At 58.0% G+C, this 18,747-nt stretch carries 17 protein-coding genes; 4 read left to right on the forward strand and 13 right to left on the reverse strand.

What is annotated here, in order from left to right; genetic code table 11:
- Nucleotides 1-159: 159 nt before the first annotated feature.
- Nucleotides 160-522 carry a cupin domain-containing protein gene (locus DHN55_RS12935; RefSeq protein WP_337660261.1) on the forward strand — a complete coding sequence of 121 codons (363 nt, stop codon included), beginning with the start codon at nt 160-162 and terminating at the stop codon, nt 520-522.
- Nucleotides 523-671: 149 nt separating this feature from the next.
- Here DHN55_RS12935 and DHN55_RS12940 read toward each other — a convergent pair whose 3' ends face one another.
- From DHN55_RS12940 to DHN55_RS12975, 8 genes are all read right to left on the reverse strand, one after another.
- Nucleotides 672-1,667, reverse strand: a complete 996-nt coding sequence (locus tag DHN55_RS12940) for a nitronate monooxygenase (protein WP_108881920.1) — start codon at nt 1,665-1,667, stop codon at nt 672-674.
- Nucleotides 1,667-2,536, reverse strand: a complete 870-nt coding sequence (locus DHN55_RS12945; protein ID WP_337660262.1) for an oxepin-CoA hydrolase, alternative type — start codon at nt 2,534-2,536, stop codon at nt 1,667-1,669. Before DHN55_RS12945 ends, DHN55_RS12940 begins: the two co-directional genes overlap by 1 nt.
- The gene (locus DHN55_RS12950) at nt 2,472-3,629 is read right to left on the reverse strand and encodes an acyl-CoA dehydrogenase family protein (RefSeq protein ID WP_337660263.1); all 1,158 of its coding nucleotides are present in this window, start codon (nt 3,627-3,629) and stop codon (nt 2,472-2,474) included. Before DHN55_RS12950 ends, DHN55_RS12945 begins: the two co-directional genes overlap by 65 nt.
- Nucleotides 3,626-4,816: an acyl-CoA dehydrogenase family protein gene (locus DHN55_RS12955; protein WP_108882495.1), complete on the reverse strand. Its 1,191-nt coding sequence runs from the start codon at nt 4,814-4,816 to the stop codon at nt 3,626-3,628. The genes DHN55_RS12950 and DHN55_RS12955 overlap by 4 nt, the downstream gene beginning before the upstream one ends.
- 305 nt (nt 4,817-5,121) lie before the next feature.
- On the reverse strand, nt 5,122-5,625 hold the full coding sequence (locus tag DHN55_RS12960) for an Lrp/AsnC ligand binding domain-containing protein (RefSeq protein WP_108881922.1): 504 nt from the start codon (nt 5,623-5,625) through the stop codon (nt 5,122-5,124).
- Between the two features lie 39 nt (nt 5,626-5,664).
- Complete coding sequence (locus DHN55_RS12965; protein ID WP_108882496.1) at nt 5,665-6,387, reverse strand: haloacid dehalogenase type II; 723 nt, start codon at nt 6,385-6,387, stop codon at nt 5,665-5,667.
- A gap of 162 nt (nt 6,388-6,549) precedes the next feature.
- Nucleotides 6,550-9,969, reverse strand: a complete 3,420-nt coding sequence (locus DHN55_RS12970) for an acyl-[ACP]--phospholipid O-acyltransferase (protein ID WP_337660264.1) — start codon at nt 9,967-9,969, stop codon at nt 6,550-6,552.
- The gene (locus tag DHN55_RS12975) at nt 9,962-10,879 is read right to left on the reverse strand and encodes an esterase/lipase family protein (protein ID WP_337660265.1); all 918 of its coding nucleotides are present in this window, start codon (nt 10,877-10,879) and stop codon (nt 9,962-9,964) included. Before DHN55_RS12975 ends, DHN55_RS12970 begins: the two co-directional genes overlap by 8 nt.
- Before the next feature lie 217 nt (nt 10,880-11,096).
- Between DHN55_RS12975 and DHN55_RS12980 the strand changes: the two genes are divergently transcribed.
- Entirely contained in the window at nt 11,097-11,717 is a 621-nt protein-coding gene (locus DHN55_RS12980; protein ID WP_337660266.1) for a TetR/AcrR family transcriptional regulator, read from the forward strand.
- On the opposite strand, the gene DHN55_RS12985 is transcribed toward DHN55_RS12980, so the two are convergent.
- From DHN55_RS12985 to DHN55_RS13005, 5 genes are all read right to left on the reverse strand, one after another.
- Complete coding sequence (locus tag DHN55_RS12985; protein WP_108881925.1) at nt 11,714-12,607, reverse strand: EamA family transporter; 894 nt, start codon at nt 12,605-12,607, stop codon at nt 11,714-11,716. The genes DHN55_RS12980 and DHN55_RS12985 overlap by 4 nt on opposite strands.
- Before the next feature lie 57 nt (nt 12,608-12,664).
- Nucleotides 12,665-13,465, reverse strand: a complete 801-nt coding sequence (locus DHN55_RS12990) for a crotonase/enoyl-CoA hydratase family protein (protein ID WP_108881926.1) — start codon at nt 13,463-13,465, stop codon at nt 12,665-12,667.
- Nucleotides 13,466-13,529: 64 nt separating this feature from the next.
- Nucleotides 13,530-14,420: an N-carbamoylputrescine amidase gene (aguB, locus tag DHN55_RS12995; protein ID WP_108881927.1), complete on the reverse strand. Its 891-nt coding sequence runs from the start codon at nt 14,418-14,420 to the stop codon at nt 13,530-13,532.
- Between the two features lie 6 nt (nt 14,421-14,426).
- Nucleotides 14,427-15,458, reverse strand: a complete 1,032-nt coding sequence (locus DHN55_RS13000) for an agmatine deiminase family protein (protein ID WP_108881928.1) — start codon at nt 15,456-15,458, stop codon at nt 14,427-14,429.
- Nucleotides 15,459-15,526: 68 nt separating this feature from the next.
- A complete protein-coding gene (locus tag DHN55_RS13005) occupies nt 15,527-16,315 on the reverse strand; it encodes an IclR family transcriptional regulator domain-containing protein (protein WP_108882498.1) in 789 nt (262 codons plus the stop codon).
- 151 nt (nt 16,316-16,466) lie between these two features.
- On the opposite strand from DHN55_RS13005, the gene DHN55_RS13010 reads away from it, so the two are divergent.
- Entirely contained in the window at nt 16,467-18,068 is a 1,602-nt protein-coding gene (locus DHN55_RS13010; protein ID WP_108881929.1) for a choline dehydrogenase, read from the forward strand.
- Nucleotides 18,068-18,718 (forward strand): YjbE family putative metal transport protein, encoded by a 651-nt coding sequence (locus DHN55_RS13015; RefSeq protein ID WP_108881930.1) that lies wholly within the window; start codon nt 18,068-18,070, stop codon nt 18,716-18,718. The genes DHN55_RS13010 and DHN55_RS13015 overlap by 1 nt, the downstream gene beginning before the upstream one ends.
- The last annotated feature ends 29 nt before the right edge of the window (nt 18,719-18,747 follow it).

Below are 18,747 nucleotides of genomic sequence, written 5' to 3' on the forward strand. Positions count from 1 at the left end.
GCATAACGAGCCCACCGCGCAAGATGTATTGCTGCCACCATTGTGTTTGCAAACCTCACCGGTTTTGCGGCAATCTGGCAGCTCGTGAATTCACATGAAACCGCACGATCGCTGGCTGAGCTCAGACCTCACTTGCGGCAAACAAAAGCAGGAGACCCGATGCAAAAAATTCAACCTGCCGACCGTCGCGTCGTCAATATCTACAAGGATAACTTCAAGCCGTTCGGCACACAGGCTACCCCGTCCTCCCATGAAAGCGCCTTGCAGATAAACTCCCATGAAAAACTGGGGGTCGGGTTTCACGTCTACCGGATGCAGCCCGGCACAACCACAACGCCACATGAGCATACACAGGACGAGGAGTTCCTGGTGCTTGAGGGAGAACTTACCGACAATGATGGCTACGTTTACAAGACAGGCGACCTGGTCTGGTTGAAAAAAGGCACGCAGCATTCTTCTCATTCGGAACACGGCGCCCTGCTTGCTGTCTATATCGGCGCTGCCGAGAGGAATCTGGCCTAATTGTGCAGTCTGCCGACGGCTAGCCAGATTGGCCGGCATCGGCATTCTGGCGAGGGGCCTGGTAAAATCCACATGCCGAGCAGTGGTTGTTCAGCCCGCAATTGCGCTCCCAGCACTTGAGCATTCCTGCCTGTGCCAGCGCAGCGCGTTCACCGGTTGTTGGTGATTGACGCCAGCCGGTTTTGAGCCGCAACAGCCTCCTGCTCCATTTGTTTGACAATTTCGGCAATCGGGGCAACGGCGTGCAGGAAACCCAAAGCGTGACCGGCAGACAACAGGCCTTTGGATGTGTCGCCGGTTTCATAGGCCTGACGGCCGATCTTGCCGGATACATGAGGCAGCAGGTCTTCAATCCGGATATCGGGATTTTCAACCTCCATGCGCGTGACCAGGTCGGTTGTCTCATTACGCAAAGTCCGCACGGTGTTGCGCACACTCGCCATGGTGAGTGCGGTATCGCGCTCGGAAGCGTCAATCAGTGTCTGCTTGTAGCCCGCATGAGCCTTGATCTCTTCGGCAACCAGAAACCGGGTTCCAACCACAACGCCGTCCGCGCCCATTGCGAGGGCGGCGACAAGTTGCGAGCCGGTACCGATACCGCCGCCAATCAGGTACGGAATTGTCAGCCGCTGTTCTGCCAGGGCGGCATTGACCATGGTACCGATCATTTCCATGCCGGGATGGCCTCCGCACTCAGCCCCTACAATCGACACCATGTCGACGCCCACACTCTGCGCCTTCACAGCAAACCGGACACTTGGCACCTTGTGCAGAATGACGACACCGGCATCCTTGAGCATCGGCACATAGGCTTCGGGGTTGCGCCCCGAGGTCTCGACAAACCGAACGCCTTCATCAACGATCAGCTGGAAAACCTCTTGCGTCTTTTCACCCTGCACCAGCTTCGGCAACATTGAAACGTTAACCCCGAACGATCGGCCTTCACACAGATCACGGCACTTGTGAATTTCCGCCCGCAGGTCGTCAGGATCAGGGAAACTAGCGGCTGTTATGAACGATATGATACCGGCATGGGCAGCAGCAGCGACGTAATCCGCATCTGCCAGCCACATCAGTCCGCCGGCAACGATCGGGACCCGAATGCCGAACGCCCGGCATACCTGCGTGTCAAACTGCGCCGGCATCAGCTGTCGCCAGGCTTGGAGAAATCGGGTTTACGCTTTTCAAAAAACGCGGTTATGCCTTCCACAGCGGGACCTTCCGTGACCGCCGCGGCCATGTGATCGCGCTCCAGGTCCATCTGTTCCTCGAAAGTGGAATGCTCCGCTGCGTTCATCAGTTCCTTGACGCGCGACAATGCGCTGGTGGGAGACACCGCCAGGCGATCCGCAATTGCAGAGGCATGTGACATGGCCTCACCCGGTTCACTTAACTGGTTCAGGGCACCCAGCTGATACAGGCGTTCAGCATCAACGGGTTCGGCCAGCAGGCAAAGCTCGCTGACCAATGGTCGCGGCAGCATCTTCATCAGGCGATGGGTTATGCCGCCATCGGGTGTCAGGCCGACCCTGACATAAGAAACCGTGAACCTGGCCTCCCTGCTGGCCACGATAAAATCACAGGCATAGGCAAGCGAAACACCGGCGCCTGCCGCACCGCCTTCCACTGCTGCAATCACCGGTTTGGGGCAAGACCTGAACTTGCGAATGATGTCATGCAGTGCCTCGACAGCCAGCTTGCGTTGCTCAAGAGGTTCAAAGCGGCGGTTCCTGATCCGGTTGAGATCACCACCGGCGCAGAAGAAGGATCCCGCACCAGTAAATATCACCGATCTTACCCTGTCTGTTTCTGCGGCCAGGGCCAGCGCTTTCGAAATGACGTCATATAGCTCCAGGGTGATTGCGTTGCGGTTGGCGACGTTGGCGTTGTAGATAACCAGGCGGTCCCCAAGGTCCTCGAAGTACGCGGTTTTTTCACTGGTCATGGTCTCAGCCCCGAGTTTGAGAAAGCGCAATGAAGCGCTCCAGATGATGGTCGGTGTCTCCAAATTCATGATCCACCATGACCAGCCGGCGGGCATAGTGGGCCAGGGCATATTCCTGCGTCATACCGATGCCGCCGTGCATCTGGATGCACTCTTCCGCCACCAGCCGCCCTACCCGTCCGATGAGGTTTTTGGTAGCACTGGCATTGCGTTCGCGCTCATCACGATCCTTGTCCAATGCAGCAGCCAGGTTGAGCACCGCAGATCGTGCCTGTTCAATCTCGATCAGCAGATTCGCCATGCGGTGCTGCAGGACCTGAAATTTGCCGATGGGGCGTCCGAACTGGGTCCGGGTCTGCAGATAGGCTATGGTGAGTTCCTTGGCCGTCTCCATCGCACCCAGCGCATCTGCCGAAACAGCTGCAATCGCCGTGCATATGCGCGCCTCGATTGCCGGGAATGCGCCGCCGGGCGGGCCGAGCAGAGCCTGGGCCGGCAGCTTCAGGTCATGCAAGTCAATCTCACCTGCATAACCGCCATCGATCCTCGGATAACCGCGCACTGAAATGCCCGGTGCATCAGCAGGCACCAGGAAAAGTGAAATGCCGTCTTCAGCATCATCTGCACCGGCGACCCGCGCACTGACTACCAGTGTGCGCGCACCGTCCCCGTTCGAGACGACGGATTTGCGACCGTTCAGCACAACCCCCTGCCCGTCCGGCATGGCAGTGACCGTGACCCTGGACAGGTCATAGCGGCTGCCCGGCTCGGCATGCGCGAAGGCAAGCTGGTGTTCGCCTGACATCACTGTGTCCAGAAGCGCATGCTGATCAGCCGTTCCAAGATCGGCAATCAACCCGCCGGCAAGAACCGCATTTTCAAGCAGCGGTTCAACCACACCTGCACGCCCGATCTCCTCAAACACTGCGACAATGTCATAGCCCTGCCCGCCCAGTCCGCCGACATGGTCGCCGAACAAGGCGTGCAGAACACCCAGTTCGGCCAGCTGCGACCAGATCTCGGGCGATATGCCATGCTCTGTTGCGAGCGATGCTGAACGTTGTTCATGGGTATACACATCTGACAGGAACCGCCGCAGCGTATCGCGCAACATGGTGCGCTCTTCGGTTTCCCCGAAATTGGCTTGGTTTTGGGTGCTCACAGGTCCAGAACCTGCTTTGCTATGATGGTCCGCTGCACTTCATTGGACCCGCCATAAATCGTCAGCTTGCGATTGTTGAAATACTGTGCCGCCACAGGCGCAGCGTAGTCCGGCCCGATGGCCTCAGCGTTGGATCCCTCGTCAAGCGCCTCAGATACAAACGGGATCGCATACGGTCCCACGGCCCGCCTGGTCAGGTCGTTGATCTGCTGGCGCAACTCGGTTCCCTTGATCTTCAGCATGGAACTTTCAACACCGGGCGCCTGTCCGGCAGCCACTTGCGCGATGACGCGGAGATTGGTGGTCTCCATGGCCATCAGGTCAATTTCAATCTGCGCCAGACGCGCCGCAAAATGCGGATTTACCGAAAGTGGCTTCCCACCCGACATTTCCTGGTTGGCAATTCGCTTGACCGCATCAAGTCCGGCTTTGGCAAAACCGGTACCGGCTATATTGGTGCGCTCATGAGTCAAAAGATATTTGGCGTAAGTCCAGCCCTGATTTTCCTCACCGACCAGATTGCCGACCGGCACCCGCACATCGTCGAAGAAGACCTCGTTGACCTCCGCCTCGCCGTCCAGAAGCCGGATCGGGCGTATCTCAACGCCGGGACTGGCCATGTCAATCAGCAGGAACGAGATACCGGCTTGCGGCTTGACGTCCGTGTCGGTGCGCACCAGGCAGAAAATCCAGTTGGCGTGCTGACCCAGCGTAGTCCAGGTTTTCTGGCCGTTGACCACATAGTGATCGCCGTTTCGAACCGCCCGGGTCTTCAATGACGCCAGGTCTGAACCGGCACCTGGCTCGGAATAGCCCTGGCACCACCAGTCATCACCTTTCAGAATTCGCGGCAGGAAATAGTCGCGTTGCGCCTGCGAGCCGAATTTCTGCAATACCGGACCCAGCATCATCAGACCAAACGGAACAATTCTGGGCGCATGTGCAGCACACATCTCGTCTTCAAAAATGAACCGCTGATGGGCTGTCCATCCGGTGCCGCCAAACTCCACCGGCCAATTGACGGCAAGCCAACCCTTTTCATTCAGGATCGCATGCCACTCTTCATAGTCGGCCTTGGTCATGCGCAGGCCCGAACGCACCTTATTGCTTATTCGGCCGGGAAGGTTTTCATTCAGGAACCGACGAACTTCATCGCGAAACTCGTCGAGATCAACTTGTGCTGGCATTACATGACCTTTCGCGAAGTGTTCCGGCAGGTCTGGCACACACCGCGCAGTTCGACAGTAGATTTCTTCAATGCGAACCCCGTTTCCGCTGCGAGTGACTGCAGCCTTGCAGCTACAGTGTCATCACTGATTTCAGATACCTGACCACACTCGTCGCAAAATGTGAATGCTATGGCTTCGTATTCATCGCAACCGGGATGGTGGCATGCAACAAGTGCATTGAGGCTTTCCAGCCTGTGAACCCTCTACGGGCGTTTCGGGGACGCCTGTCGAAGCCCGAGTACCGATTACCGCCCAACCCGGCCCTATCGCGACGCGTCTTCGGGCGGCAGTACAACACCCAGCGCCACGCTGTCCCTGGTCAGGATGGACTTGATCACGATGTAGCTGAAGTATTTGTCGACACCGATATTTCGCTCCAGAATGTTCTCGATGATCTCCTGGTAGTGCGCCACGCTCCTGGCTACAAATTTCACCAGATAGTCGTAACCTCCGCTGACCAGATGGCATTCCTGCACGGAGTCGTAGCGCCGGATTTCCGCTTCGAATTTTATGAAGTCCTCGCGCCGGTGATCATTGAGCGTGATTTCGGTGAACACGGTGATGTAGTCACCCAGCTTGGCCAGGTTGATCTGCGCCTTGTAGCTGGTGATGTAGCCGGATTTTTCCAGGCGCTTCACGCGCTGCAGGCATGGGCTGGGAGACAATCCGACAGCATCCGCCAGATTGACGTTGGTCAGTTTCCCGTTCTGCTGAAGCTGAGCCAGAATGTTTACGTCAATCCGGTCAAGCTTTACGGCACCTGCCATCCGGTTTCACCCTGCAAATTTCCGTTTCCCGTCATCCGCTCATGACCGCAATGCGTCCTGGTGAGCTTTCACCAGGTCTGCCATGCTGTCGAAGCGAAAATCGTATTTCGGCATCTCACCCGGATTCATGGTCGCACCAAAACCCTGCTGGTCAAAGCGGCGATAAATCCAGCACGAGGTGAGCCCGTGCCGGTTGGCCGGACCGTGATCGTGGAACATGCTCTCTGCCGTATGCAGGATGTCGCCCTTTTCCACGCCAAGTGTTTTCAGCTTTTCGAGCATGTAATCAAAATTGCGGTCAGACGGTTTATAGGAGCCGACATCCTCGGCGGTATAGATTGCATCAAATTCAACATCCAGGCGGGCATTGCTGCCGGCAAAGCTTTCATTGTCGACATTCGACAGGATGACCAGTTTGTAGTGCTTTTTCAGATACTTCAACGCCCCGACTGAATCGGAAAAAGCAGGCCAGTTTTTCACCGACCTGCCATAGACGGCGCACTCTTCGGATGTAGCCGCCACGCCCCACTCTTCCGCCAGGCGCTTGTAGACAATCGGCAACAGCTCGCGATACCGCATTGACGGTGTCCAGGACTGCTGTGAGGATTCATGCCGGGCGTGGGCCTCGAGAATGTCGTCGCGCGACAGGTCACGATCAACCCGTGAGGTGAGCGGCTTAAGTCCTTCGACCATGCCTGTTTCCCAGTCGATCAGCGTTCCATAGCAATCAAATGTCAGTGCCTTGAAGTCGGTGAGTTTCATTGCCGGGTCCTTGATATCAAAATCGGCTGACGCCTTGGTCATCGGTACGTGTCAGCCTCATCTTGCAGAATTTTATAGCGTGTGAACCTTGAATATGCCGATCCGGTCAGCCTGATATATCAAACTGACCGGTTTGACAGCATAAAATGCTGTGACCGCCCATCAACCGCCTGCTGCGACGAGAGCACCTACACCGACATAATCGGTCTTGCCGGTGCCCAGTACCGGGACCGATTTCACGCTCATGATGGTTTTTGGCACCATCAGTTCGCCCAGCCCCTGCTTCTTGCAATGACTCTGCAACGCGTCGCGCTTGGCCTTGGCATTGTCGGTCACCAGCACAAGCTGCTCGCCCTTGCGGGCATCGGGTATCGAGATCACCGCATGCATGTTGTCCGGCCACAAGCTGCTGGCCTGGGCTTCAACAGCCGTCAGGCTGACCATTTCACCGGCGATCTTGGCAAACCGCTTGGCACGACCGAGAATGGAAATGAAACCGTGTTCATCAACATCAACTATGTCGCCGGTGTCGTAGGTCGAGTCTTCCGTAGGTTCCAGTACGCCGGGGTTTTCCGCGCGCAGATAGCCCAGCATGACATTGGGACCCTTGACCACAAGCCTGCCGCCCTCATCGATGCCGGGCACAGGCTGCAGTTCATACGAGATGCCCGGCAGGAAGCGGCCCACGGAACCAGCCTTGAAGTGCTGTGCGGTATTGGTTGAAATACCGGGCGATGTTTCAGTTGCACCATAACCTTCGAAAATGCGGATGCCGAATTTCTCGCTCCACACCTTCCGGGTCTCGTCCTTGACCTTTTCCGCTCCGGCAAATGCATAGCGCACCGAATAGAAATCATACGGATCGGAAGAGCGCGCATAACCCGCCAGGAAAGTGTCGGTCCCGAACATGATGGTGGAATTGGTGTCATAAACCAGCGCCGGCACGATACGGTAATGCAGCGGCGACGGGTACAGGAACGTCCTGACCCCGGCGAGCACCGGAAGCAGGGTACCGCCGGTCAAACCGAAGGAGTGAAACACCGGCAGCGCATTGAACACGATATCGCGTGGATTGAAGTCCACCCGCGCACCAAGCTGGTAGCAGTTTGCCAACAGGTTGGAGTGGCTCAGGACAACGCCTTTCGGAGTGCCCTCCGAACCGGAAGTGAACAATACGACGGCCGGGTCATCGGGCGAGATCGCAAGCCTGGAATGTGCGGCCCCGGCGAAAGGCGCCGTCAGCAGCGCCCGCGCCTTGTCCCAGCCACCTATGGAAGCCTTGATGTCTTCCAGATAGACCACCTTCACGGTTTTCTCGAATGCGGCGACCGTGTCTTCCATCTTGGCAACCTCGATGAATTTTCGCGAGGTTATGACCGTCCTGATGTCTGCTGCTGTGATGGCCGCCTGCATGTTTGCCAGGCCGGTGGAAAAATTCAGCATGGCCGGTACACGGCCTTGTGACTGCAGCGCAAAGAAGGTCACGACAGCGCCGACGGAGTTCGGCACCATCAGGCCCACTCGCTCCCCCTGGCTGCAAAACCGGGTCAGCTTGCGGCCCATGATGCGCGACCCCAGAACCAGTTTTCCATATCCGAGCGCCTGGCGCTCCAGGTCTTCCAGTATCGCATGCTTGCCGCCATGCACGACTTTGGCCTCCAGCAAGGCGTCAAACAACGACCGGCGGCGGTTGCAGGTTTCAAAAATCATGTCGCTCATGACATCATATAGCTGCTGGCCGGCATGACGGCGGCGGCTTTTGCCAACCAGGCCGTCCGGCACTTCCAGTTTGCGCGGCGGCATGACGGTCAGGGTTATCTTGGGGAACCAGCGGGCGCGCAGGGTTCCTTTCAACCGAGAGAAAAATGTGTACTGGGCACCATCGATGCGCACCGGCACCAGTTCCGCATCAGCCTGGTCCGCAATCATTGCCGGGCCTTCGAACACCTTCATCAGGGCGCCCGTGACGGTAATGCGTCCTTCAGGGAATATGACACAGTGCTTGTCCTGCCTGACTTCGCGCACCAGGGCCTTGGCGGCCATCGGGTTGGTCGGGTCCATCGGAAAGGCATCCACCAGCCTCAGGAACGGTTTCACCCACCAGGCATTTGCAATGTGTGTGTTGACGGCAAACAGGGGTTTGACCGGCAGGAACGCAGCCAGCAGGACCGGGTCCAGGAATGACACGTGGTTGACCACGATGACAGCACGCTTGCCGGCCTTTTCGTAATTTTCCAGGCCCTTCACCTCGACCCGGTAAAACAGCTTGAGGACGGCGATCAGAACCGTCTTGATCAACTGGTCCGGCAGCAGCACGCAGACATAGATCGCGACAATGAAATTGATCGCGGCGATACCGAGCAGCACTACAGGAATGCTCACCCCTGCCCCGATCAGCGCGGCAACTGCTCCGGCTCCCGCCGTCATGAAGAACGCGTTGACGATATTGTTGGCGGCTATGGTGCGCGACCGGTCTTCATCATCAGACCGCGCCTGCAGGATGGCATACAGGGGCACGATGAAAATGCCGCCACACAACGCCACGCCAATCAGGTCCAGCATCATGCGCAGATTGGTCCAGTCAGACAGGAAGGTCAGCCCGCCCATCAGTTCGCCGCCCGCAGGAGGTTGGTAGTTCATCAGCGCGAACGAGAAATCAGCGATAAACAGGGTTATGCCGAGCGCCCCGAACGGTGCGTGAATTGCCGTCACCTGACCTCTCAGCAGACGGTTGCACAGCATGGATCCGATGGCGATACCGACCGTGAACAGAACCAGGAACAGTGTGACAACGGTTTCGTCACCCTTGAGCAGGTCGCTGGCGATAGCCGGGAACAATGACAGCAAAGTTGCACCGACCAGCCAGAACCAGGAGATTCCCAGTATGGTCAGGCGCGAAAACCTCACCGATGCCGCTTTCGACACCATGCGCCAGCTTTCGGCAACCACATTCCAGTTGAGCTTTAAATCAGGGGCTGCGGCCGGCGCGTCCGGTATGAACCGGCTTGCCGCATAGCCGAGGCCGGCCAGCGTCAGAACCAGGCCGGAGACAACGGCAATGCCATAGCCCGTCAAAATCAGCAATCCACCGGCAATGGTGCCTGCCAGAATCGCAAGGAACGTACCAGCCTCGATCAGCGAGTTGGCACCGATGAGCTGACTTTCCTTCAGGTGTACCGGCAGAATTGAGTATTTCAGCGGGCCGAAGAATGCCGATTGCGTGCCCATGAGGAACAATACACCGAACAAAAACCATACATCGCCGGAAAACAACGCCAGCGCGCCCAGTGCCATGATGACGATCTCAGCAAGCTTGATCAGCCGGATAAGGCCCGCCTTGTCGAATTTGTCGGCAACCTGCCCGGCGGTGGCAGAAAACAGGAAAAACGGCAGGATAAAAACGCCACCGGCAGCAGTTGCCATGACGGCCGCGTTCAGGCCGGCTTCCGCGGCAATACGGTAAACCAGCAGAATGGCGAGTGCGTTCTTGAACACATTGTCGTTCAATGCGCCCAGTGCCTGGGTCACAAACAGGGGCAGAAAGCGTTTCGACCTCAGCAAGGCAAACTGCGAATTATCCATTGGGATGTCTCCTAACCTGTTTGAAACGGCCCGTCGTCAGGAAATTCAGGACCGACTGTTCAACCCCGTGGGACCTTGCAATAAATCCGTGAAGACCAGGTAAAACCATGAAATCCTGTGCACCTTCCAGACGGGTTTCCGCAACCGCCACCGTGCCGTCGTCATCACCCGGCACAAGCGGGTTATAGCCTTCGGGCGTTCCCAGACCACCGGCAATGATGCCGAAGGGAATGTCTGGAACGGAAAAGCCCGCGGCCTGTGCCGGCGTCAATTGCTGGCCGGCAGTGCCGTAAAGCAGTTTGTAAGGCCATGCGGGTTGCAGCGCCTGGGCAATGAGCGAGCCCTGGTTTGGCGGGGCAATCATAACCAGCCGCCCCGATACCAACGTTGATTTCCAGGCGCCGTTGCGAGCCAACAACCGACGCACAACTATGCCGCCCATGGAATGGGTTACGAAGGATACTTCATCCACATTCTGCACTCGCTGCAGCAGTCTTTCCAGTTGTGCGGCATGATCGTCAATCGATCCTCGTGTGCTGGGGTAGCTGATAGCGCGAGCCTCGAAGCCCGACTTGCGTAGCTTGCCCGGCAGGTCCCCGAATGTTGCCGGACCGCGTGCAATACCGTGCACAAGCAGTACGAGGTGCCGGGCTTGCGGTGCTGCAGATGTGTGGTCGTTCAACCTGATCAGGCAATCCGCATAGCTGCCCCAGGCGCGGCGAACGTCTTGTTCATCCAGCAGTCGATAGTGGCCGCTCCAGGCATGGCGCTGGATCCTCCAACCGCCTCGCAAGTGTTCGTCCGCCCATAATTGCGTCCCCCCTAACGTCGGCAGGGCAAAATTAGGGTTTTCAGCGCGCGCCTGCCCGGACAGCCCTCCCGTGAAGACGAGGCCTAGCAACACAAGCACACACACACACGTACCATATGTGAGTCCCGACAGGGATTTCACTTCATTCATTTGCCTTGGGCGACAGCTCAACATTTTAGGGGTCTCCTTCCGAACGATTACGAACCAGCTTGCAACATTCCAGAAATCAATTTATGAACGCTGTTCATGAACACATAACCCAAACATGAACAGTGTTCAAGAATTATTTTGAACGATGTTCATAAATGAGATAAAAATGGCTACCGGAAACAAAACCACTGAACGCCGGCATAAATTGCGCATTGAGCTGATCAATGCAGGCGAAGCAATCCTGAGCGAACAGGGCCTGAGCGCGCTGACGGCACGTGCCGCGGCATCAGCAGTCGGCTGCTCTGTCGGTGCCATTTACAATGTGTTTGAAGACATTGACGGCCTGATTATCGCGGTCAACTCAAGAACCCTTGCAAAGCTGGATCAGAAAATCAGCCGTTTTGTCCCCGGGGATGCCAGCGGGCTGGAGCCGGAAGACTGCCTGAGTGGACTGGCTGTCGCCTACTGCCAGTTTGCCATTGAACATACCAATGCCTGGTCTGCCCTGTTCGAACACGGCGAACGCATCAGCCGCAGCATTCCCGACTGGCACATGGACGAGCACGTGCACCTGATCGGCCATATCGTCAAGTCGCTCAGGCAATTACAGCCTGGCATTTCCGACGAGGACGGCAGGCAGCTTGCGGGGCTGTTGTTTTCCGCCGTGCACGGTGTGGTGTCGCTTGGTCTACAGGGATTTTTCTTCGCGGTGCCGCAGCGCGAACTGGAAACCCAGGTCAGCCTGCTGGTGCGGGCAACCCTGGCAGGGTTGAAAAAATCCGCCTAGGCCGACTGCTCGGTATTGCCGTAGATGTCGATGAGCACTGCGACCACAATTACCAGGCCTCCCACCACCGACAGAGTTGTCATCGAGGTTCCGATCAAGGCCCAGGCGCTGATCGTCGCGACCACGATCTCTGTCATGGTCAGCAATGCAGCCCGGGTTGCCGGCACCAGCCGTGCACCCCACAACTGCCCTATCATCGACGGCCAGAAAACAAGGATGCCGAACGCTAAAACACCAACGGCAAGTGTCGGTGTAAAAACGCCTGCAGAAAATTTGACGCTGCCGATCAGCACTGCGGCCAGGGCTGCAAACAGGGTTCCAAAGAAAACCGCCGAGGCCACATTCCAGTACGGATCGACCTCGGCCCGGCCGCGCACCATGGACAATGTGAAACCCCAGAAGAAACCTGCCACCAGACCTGCCCAGTCACCCGCATTGCGCGGCACCGGCAATCCGCCATCGCCACCAAGCAACAGCCACAAACCGGCGAAAGCCAGAAGAATTGCGAAAGCGCGCCAAGGGTTGAGCCGAACACCAAATACCACCCGGTCAATCAGGGTGGCCCAGATCGGCAGCATGTAGAACAGGAAGATTGCCCTGATGACGTCGGTGGACACGACGGCATAAAAGTAACACACCTCGGAGATGCCGATCCCGCCGCCCACCAGCGCCATCCAGCGCACATGATCCGACCGCCATTTGCCCCATCTCGACGCTGCCAGCAGCGCGACAGGCAGGCCCGCGCCCATGGCCATCGCGGCCGACCAGAACGGCCCGAAGCCGGCTTCAGACAGGTAGCGCAGCGGGATCCAGAACAGGCCCCACAGACCCGCGCCAACCCCGATAGCCAGCGCACCGCGAAGCTGCGGGGTGAAAAATGAATGTGTCATCGCTGACACTTATCTGCGCCGGTCGTTACAGGCAAGCGGCACAATGATAATTTCTATCTAGCTGATCTTGTCAAAGTCGCCATGGCGGCCCTTGCCGGCGCTGAAACGACCGGCGCCCTGCAAGCCTCCGGCAACCAGTTCCGGGCGCCCGTTGTGCCATTCGCGACGCAATGCATCACGCACGCCGAGACCGTGCTGGGCAACAACCGAGCGCCGGTCGGCACGCACGCAACTCTGCGGGAACCTTGCAATATCATGAGCCAGTTGTTCGGCCTTGTCTCGTGCACCGCCATCGTCCACCACATATTCACACAGCCCAATGCGTTCACACTCTTCGGCCGTTACCTTGCGGCCGGTCAGCACGATGTCCATGGCCCGCCCCTCGCCTACCAGGCGCGGCAGGCGCACGGTTCCGCCGTCAATCAGCGGTATGCCCCAGCGCCGGCAGTAAACCCCCATGTAAGCGGACCGCTCCATCACCCGCATATCAGCCCACATGGCCAGTTCCATGCCGCCGGCAACAGCCGGACCGGCAACAGCGGCGATCACCGGCTTGTCGAGCTCTAGGCGCGATGGCCCCATGGGACCGCGCGGATCGTTCTCCGGCATGCCCGCGAATTCCAGCTCCACCAGCGGGTCATCGCTCTCAAGGGCGGCTGCAAATTTCAAATCCCAGCCCGCACAAAACGCCCCGCCCTCGCCCCAGAACACGGCAACCGAAGCAGTGTCGTCACGGTCAAATTCAACAAATGCCTCCTGCAGGGCATCCGCGCTTTCCGGGTCCATGGCATTGCGCGCCTGTGGCCTTGAATGAATGACAGTCCACACTGCACCTGACTTTTCAACCCGCACCGTCAAGGCATCACCTCTCACTATATGCAGGACTCGCGAGGCCCTGTGCGAACCGGCAGCTTTCCGGCCATCAGTCAACACCAAACACGGAAGCACGGCCATCCAGGGAAATGACCGGATCGTACAACTCGGGACGACGGTCCCGGAAGATGCCCCAATATGCACGTTTCTCAGCCAGGTCATCCAGGTCGAATGTATGGGTCAATACCGTCTCGTCGGTGCGATTGGCTTCAGCGACCTTCTCGCCGGTGAAGTCGGCAATGAACGACGAGCCGTAGAATGTCATCTCGGTGCCGCTGCGGCCGGGTTCGGTACCGATCCGGTTGGAGGCTACCAGCGGCATCAGGTTGGCACCGGCGTGTCCCTGCTGGACCCGTTGCCAGTGCGCGGCGGAATCCCATGACGGATCCAGCAACTCAGACCCGATCGCGGTCGGGAAGAACAGCATCTCCGCGCCCATCACCGCCATGGACCTCGCTGTTTCAGGAAACCACTGGTCCCAGCAAATGCCGACACCAAGCCGGCCGAACAATGTCTCCCAGACCTTGAACCCGGTATCACCCGGAGAGAAATAGTACTTTTCCTGATAGCCCGACCCATGCGGTATATGGCTCTTGCGATAAACGCCTAAATCGGTTCCGTCGGCATCGATGATCGCTATCGAATTGAACCGTGCATTTCCCGCCTCCTCATAAAACGATATCGGCAGCACGACACCAAGCTCCCTGGCAACGCCCCTGAAATGTTCAATCGTGGGATGACCTTCGGCCGGTAACGCACGGGCATAGAATTCCGGCAGTTCGTCCTGGCAGAAATAGTACCCTTCAAACAGCTCCTGCAGCAGGACGACGTTGGCCCCCTGCCCCGCCGCATCGCGAACCAGCTTTTCGGCGCGTTCGACGTTCTCCGATACAACGTCCGTGCAAGCCATCTGCGTGGCCGCAATTGTTACATTACGCATATGACATCATCCTCCATTGGTCGCACACAGCGGTTCCTGCTGGGTGATGCAGTGCACACCGCCCCCGCCCTTGAAAATATCCACCGCCGGCACGGACGCAACCTCCCGGTCATTGAACAGCCGCCGGAAAACACCAGCCACCACCTCGTCCTGCGGGTCGTCGAACTCGCACAGAACGACCCCGCCATTCACAAACGAGAAGTTGACATAGGAACACGACAAGGGCTCGCCATGTTCATACCGTTCCTTTGGCGCCTCAAGCACAATCACTTCCAGTGCCCGGCCGTTGGCATCGGTTTCAGCCCGCATGATGGCTTCGATTTCCCGGGTGGTCTCATGATCAGGATGGTCCGGGTCCGGCTGGCCGTGCACCAGCACCACGCCAGGCTTGACGAAACAGGCCAGCGTATCGATGTGGCCGTCGGTTCCGGAGTCCGAGGTGTCGGCCGCCAGTCCGCACGGTACCCAGATGGCCTTGCGGGTGCCGAGCTTGCCATGCATCTCAGCTTCGATTTCCTCACGTGTCCAGTTTGGGTTGCGGTTCCGGTTCAACTGAACGCTTTCTGTAAGCAGCAAGGTGCCATCACCATCAACGTGAATGCCGCCGCCTTCGTTCACCAATGCGGACGGCAGTCTTTCAGCGCCCGCCTTGTCGGCCACGAACCTGGCAACAAGGGCGTCCGCCGAGCCCTCGGGAAAAGTGCGCCCTCCCCAGCCGTTGAATGTCCAGTCGACAGCGCCGAGCACACCCTGCTCGTTGACCACGAAGGTCGGGCCGCAATCACGCATCCAGCTGTCACCGAGTTCTCGTTCAACTATCGCGACACCGGCATCCAGGAATTTTCTGGCCGCTTTCTCTTCACCAGGACTGCAGACCATGGTGACCGGTTCGAACCGGGCGATTGTATTGGCTGCACCTGCCCATGCCTTGAAAGCTGCATCGGCGGAGCCGACCAACTCCAGCACAAACGGACTACAGGGCCAGGCCATCCAGGTGCGCTTGTGCGGGGTCCATTCGGGCGGCATCTTCCAGGTCATAAACGGAAATCCTTGCCTGATCACATTGAGCCGATAGGTGGCTCATACTGTGCCACCTAACCGGCAGCTCAATCAAACAGAACATTCAACAGTTTTGAAACCCCGTCTTTCAACACCGGCAAGTGCTGTTCAGCGGTTTCGCGGCTCACGCGCACTGTTGGAGCATGATAGGCCAAGGCACCGAAATACCGGTCACCCTGCAGGTAAATCGGCACGGCAACCGCAACCATCCCATCCATGAACTCTTCGTTGTCCACCGAATGGCCCTGTCTTGCCACCTTGTCCAGTTCCGCCAGCAGGCCACTTACGCTGGTGTGGGTATTGCCGGTGTGTGCTTCAAGCTTGAGCATTTCCACAAACTGCGTGCGGCGTTGCGGCGGCAGGCTGGCCAGGTAGGTCTTGCCACTGGCAGTACAATGAAACGGCACATTGGTACCAACCGGCAGCTGGATGCGGAACGGCCATTCCGTCTCCACCCTGTCGAGATAGCGCATGCCAGCATCTTCGGGCACGACAAGGTTGACGGTCTCATTGACCTTGCGCGCCACGTCCTGCAGGGCCTGGTGACGGGCAATCGACGTGTCGCTGGTGGACAGAAGCCCGGCCGCCATGCGCCGCAACCTGCGCGCCGGCCGCAAGCGACGCGGATCAGAGTCACGCGTCAGGTAGCCTTCGGCCAGCAAGGTCTGGCAAAGCCGGTGGATGGATGGTTTCGGCAGGCCCAGTTGCCGGTTGATCTCACTTGGTGTCATCGGCTTGCCGGCGTCGGCGACAATCTCGGCAATCATCAACAGGCGCAGATTTGTCGGCACCCTGTCGGTGTCCGCCGCCGTCTTTGAAGCTGCTTCAACAATCATGTGGTCCTCTCCCATGTTCGCTATGCCCGTTTGCTCGGGAAAAATTTGATTAACTAATCGTAATTTTTGCTTGCGATGAGGCCAGTTTAATGATCTTATCACAAAAAACAATAATAAAAGTCTCATTTTTTGAATTTTCGGGGAGTGTGCGTTGGAATTCGACTATGTGATCGTCGGCGCCGGTTCGGCGGGCTGTGCAATTGCTGCGCGCCTGTCTGAGAACCCGTCTGTCAGCGTGGCCCTTGTCGAGGCCGGCGGGCGCGACAGCTCACCGTGGATTCATATTCCGGTCGGATATTTCAAGACGATCCAGAACCCTGCCCTCAACTGGATGTACCGGACCGCATCTGACCCTGGCCTCAACGGACGCAAGCTGAACTGGCCGAGAGGCAAGACACTCGGCGGTTCAAGCTCAATCAACGGCCTGCTCTATGTGCGCGGTCAGGCCCAGGACTATGATCACTGGCGCCAGCTGGGCAATGCCGGCTGGGCGTGGAAAGACGTACTGCCACTGTTCAAGCGCGCCGAAAACTGGGAAGACGGAGAGAACGAACTGCGCGGTGGCGATGGCCCGCTTTCGGTCACTCACTCCCGAAAGTCCTGGAAAATCGTCGATGCGTGGGTGAAAGCAGCCCAGAACGCAGGCTTTCCCTACAACGCCGACTACAATGGCGCTGATCAGTATGGCGTCGGATATTTCCAGCTGACCGCCCATGGCGGACTGCGCTGCTCGTCAGCCAAGGCCTATCTCAAACCCATCCGTGATCGCAAGAACCTGGAAATCATCACCAATGTGATGACGGAGAAGGTGATTTTTGACGGCAAGCGGGCCATCGGCATCCAGGGTACACGTGGCGGGCAACCGATTGTCATAAAGGCGCGCAATGAGGTCGTCCTGTCGGCAGGCGCCATCGGCTCTCCGCAAATCCTGATGCTGTCCGGCATCGGGCCTTCAGAGCAATTGACCGGACACGGCATCGAGGTGCTTCACACAAGTGCCGGCATCGGCAAGAACCTGCAGGATCACCTGCAGGCGCGCCCGGTGTACAAATGCTCGGTTCCAACCATCAACACGCGTACCCGGGGCTTGTGGAACCAGGCCAAGATCGGTCTGGAGTACGCAACGAAACGCACCGGCCCGATGACCATGGCAGCCAGCCTCGGCACCGGCTATCTGAAAACCAGGCCTGAACTTGAAACACCGGACATCCAGTTTCATATCCAGCCGTTCAGCGCCGACAATCCGACCGAGGGCACCCACCGTTTCGACGCCTTCACGGCATCGGTACTGCAGATGCGTCCGGAAAGCGCTGGTGAGCTGGTACTCAAGTCCAGCAACCCGAACGACCATCCTGTCATTCACCCGAACTATCTGGCGACCCAGCTTGACCAGGATACCATCGTCGAGGGCATCCGGATTGCGCGGCATATTTGCAGGCAGCGACCGGTGGCCGACGTGATCACCGAAGAACACGCGCCGGGCAAGGCAATTGCCGACGATGACTATGATGCACTGCTCAACTGGGCCCGCGACACAGCCACCACGATCTACCATCCGACCGGCACCTGCAAGATGGGCCCTGACAGTGACAAGATGGCGGTTGTGGATGAGCGGTTGCGCGTCAAGGGCGTCTCAAACCTGCGCGTTGCAGACTGCTCCATCATGCCGCAAATCGTCTCCGGCAACACCAATGCGCCCGCCATCATGATCGGTGAGCGAGTGAGTGACATAATTCGTGAGGACGCTCGCTAATGTGGGAAAATGTAATTGACTTCGGCCAGATCGTTATCGCTGACATTATCCTGTCAGGCGACAATGCGCTGATCATCGGTATGGCTGCTGCCGGACTGGCGCCGGAACTTCGCAAGAAGGCGATAATGTTCGGCATGGTGATTGCGGCAGTGCTGCGCATCGTGTTTGCGATCGTGGCCACCAAGCTCCTCGGCATCCCAGGCATCCTGTTTGTTGGTGCGTGCCTGCTGTTCTGGGTATGCTGGCGGCTGTACAGCGACTTGCGCGAAGGAGTTGGGGAACATCAACTGCAACCTGCTGACGCAATGCAGATAGCGGAAGATGAAAGCCAGGGCTATACCGGCCCGCCGCGGCGTACCATGATGGCTGCGTTGATCTCCATCACCATCGCCGATGTTTCCATGTCGCTCGACAATGTACTGGCAGTTGCTGCAATCGCCGACGGAGACACTACTAAGCTGGTGTTTGGTCTGGGCCTTGCTATCCTGCTTATGGCATTTGCCGCCACAATGATCATGAAGCTACTGACCAAATACCCCTGGATTTCATGGCTTGGCCTCGTTGTCCTGCTGTATGTCGCAGGTGAGATGATGTATCGCGGCCTGCTGGATCCGTCATATGGAGTTCTTAAACTGATGGGAATGGCATGACGTAAGAGAATTACAGGCTGCAGTCCCTG

It is taken from the genome of Anderseniella sp. Alg231-50 (assembly GCF_900149695.1).
Taxonomy (GTDB): domain Bacteria; phylum Pseudomonadota; class Alphaproteobacteria; order Rhizobiales; family Aestuariivirgaceae; genus Anderseniella.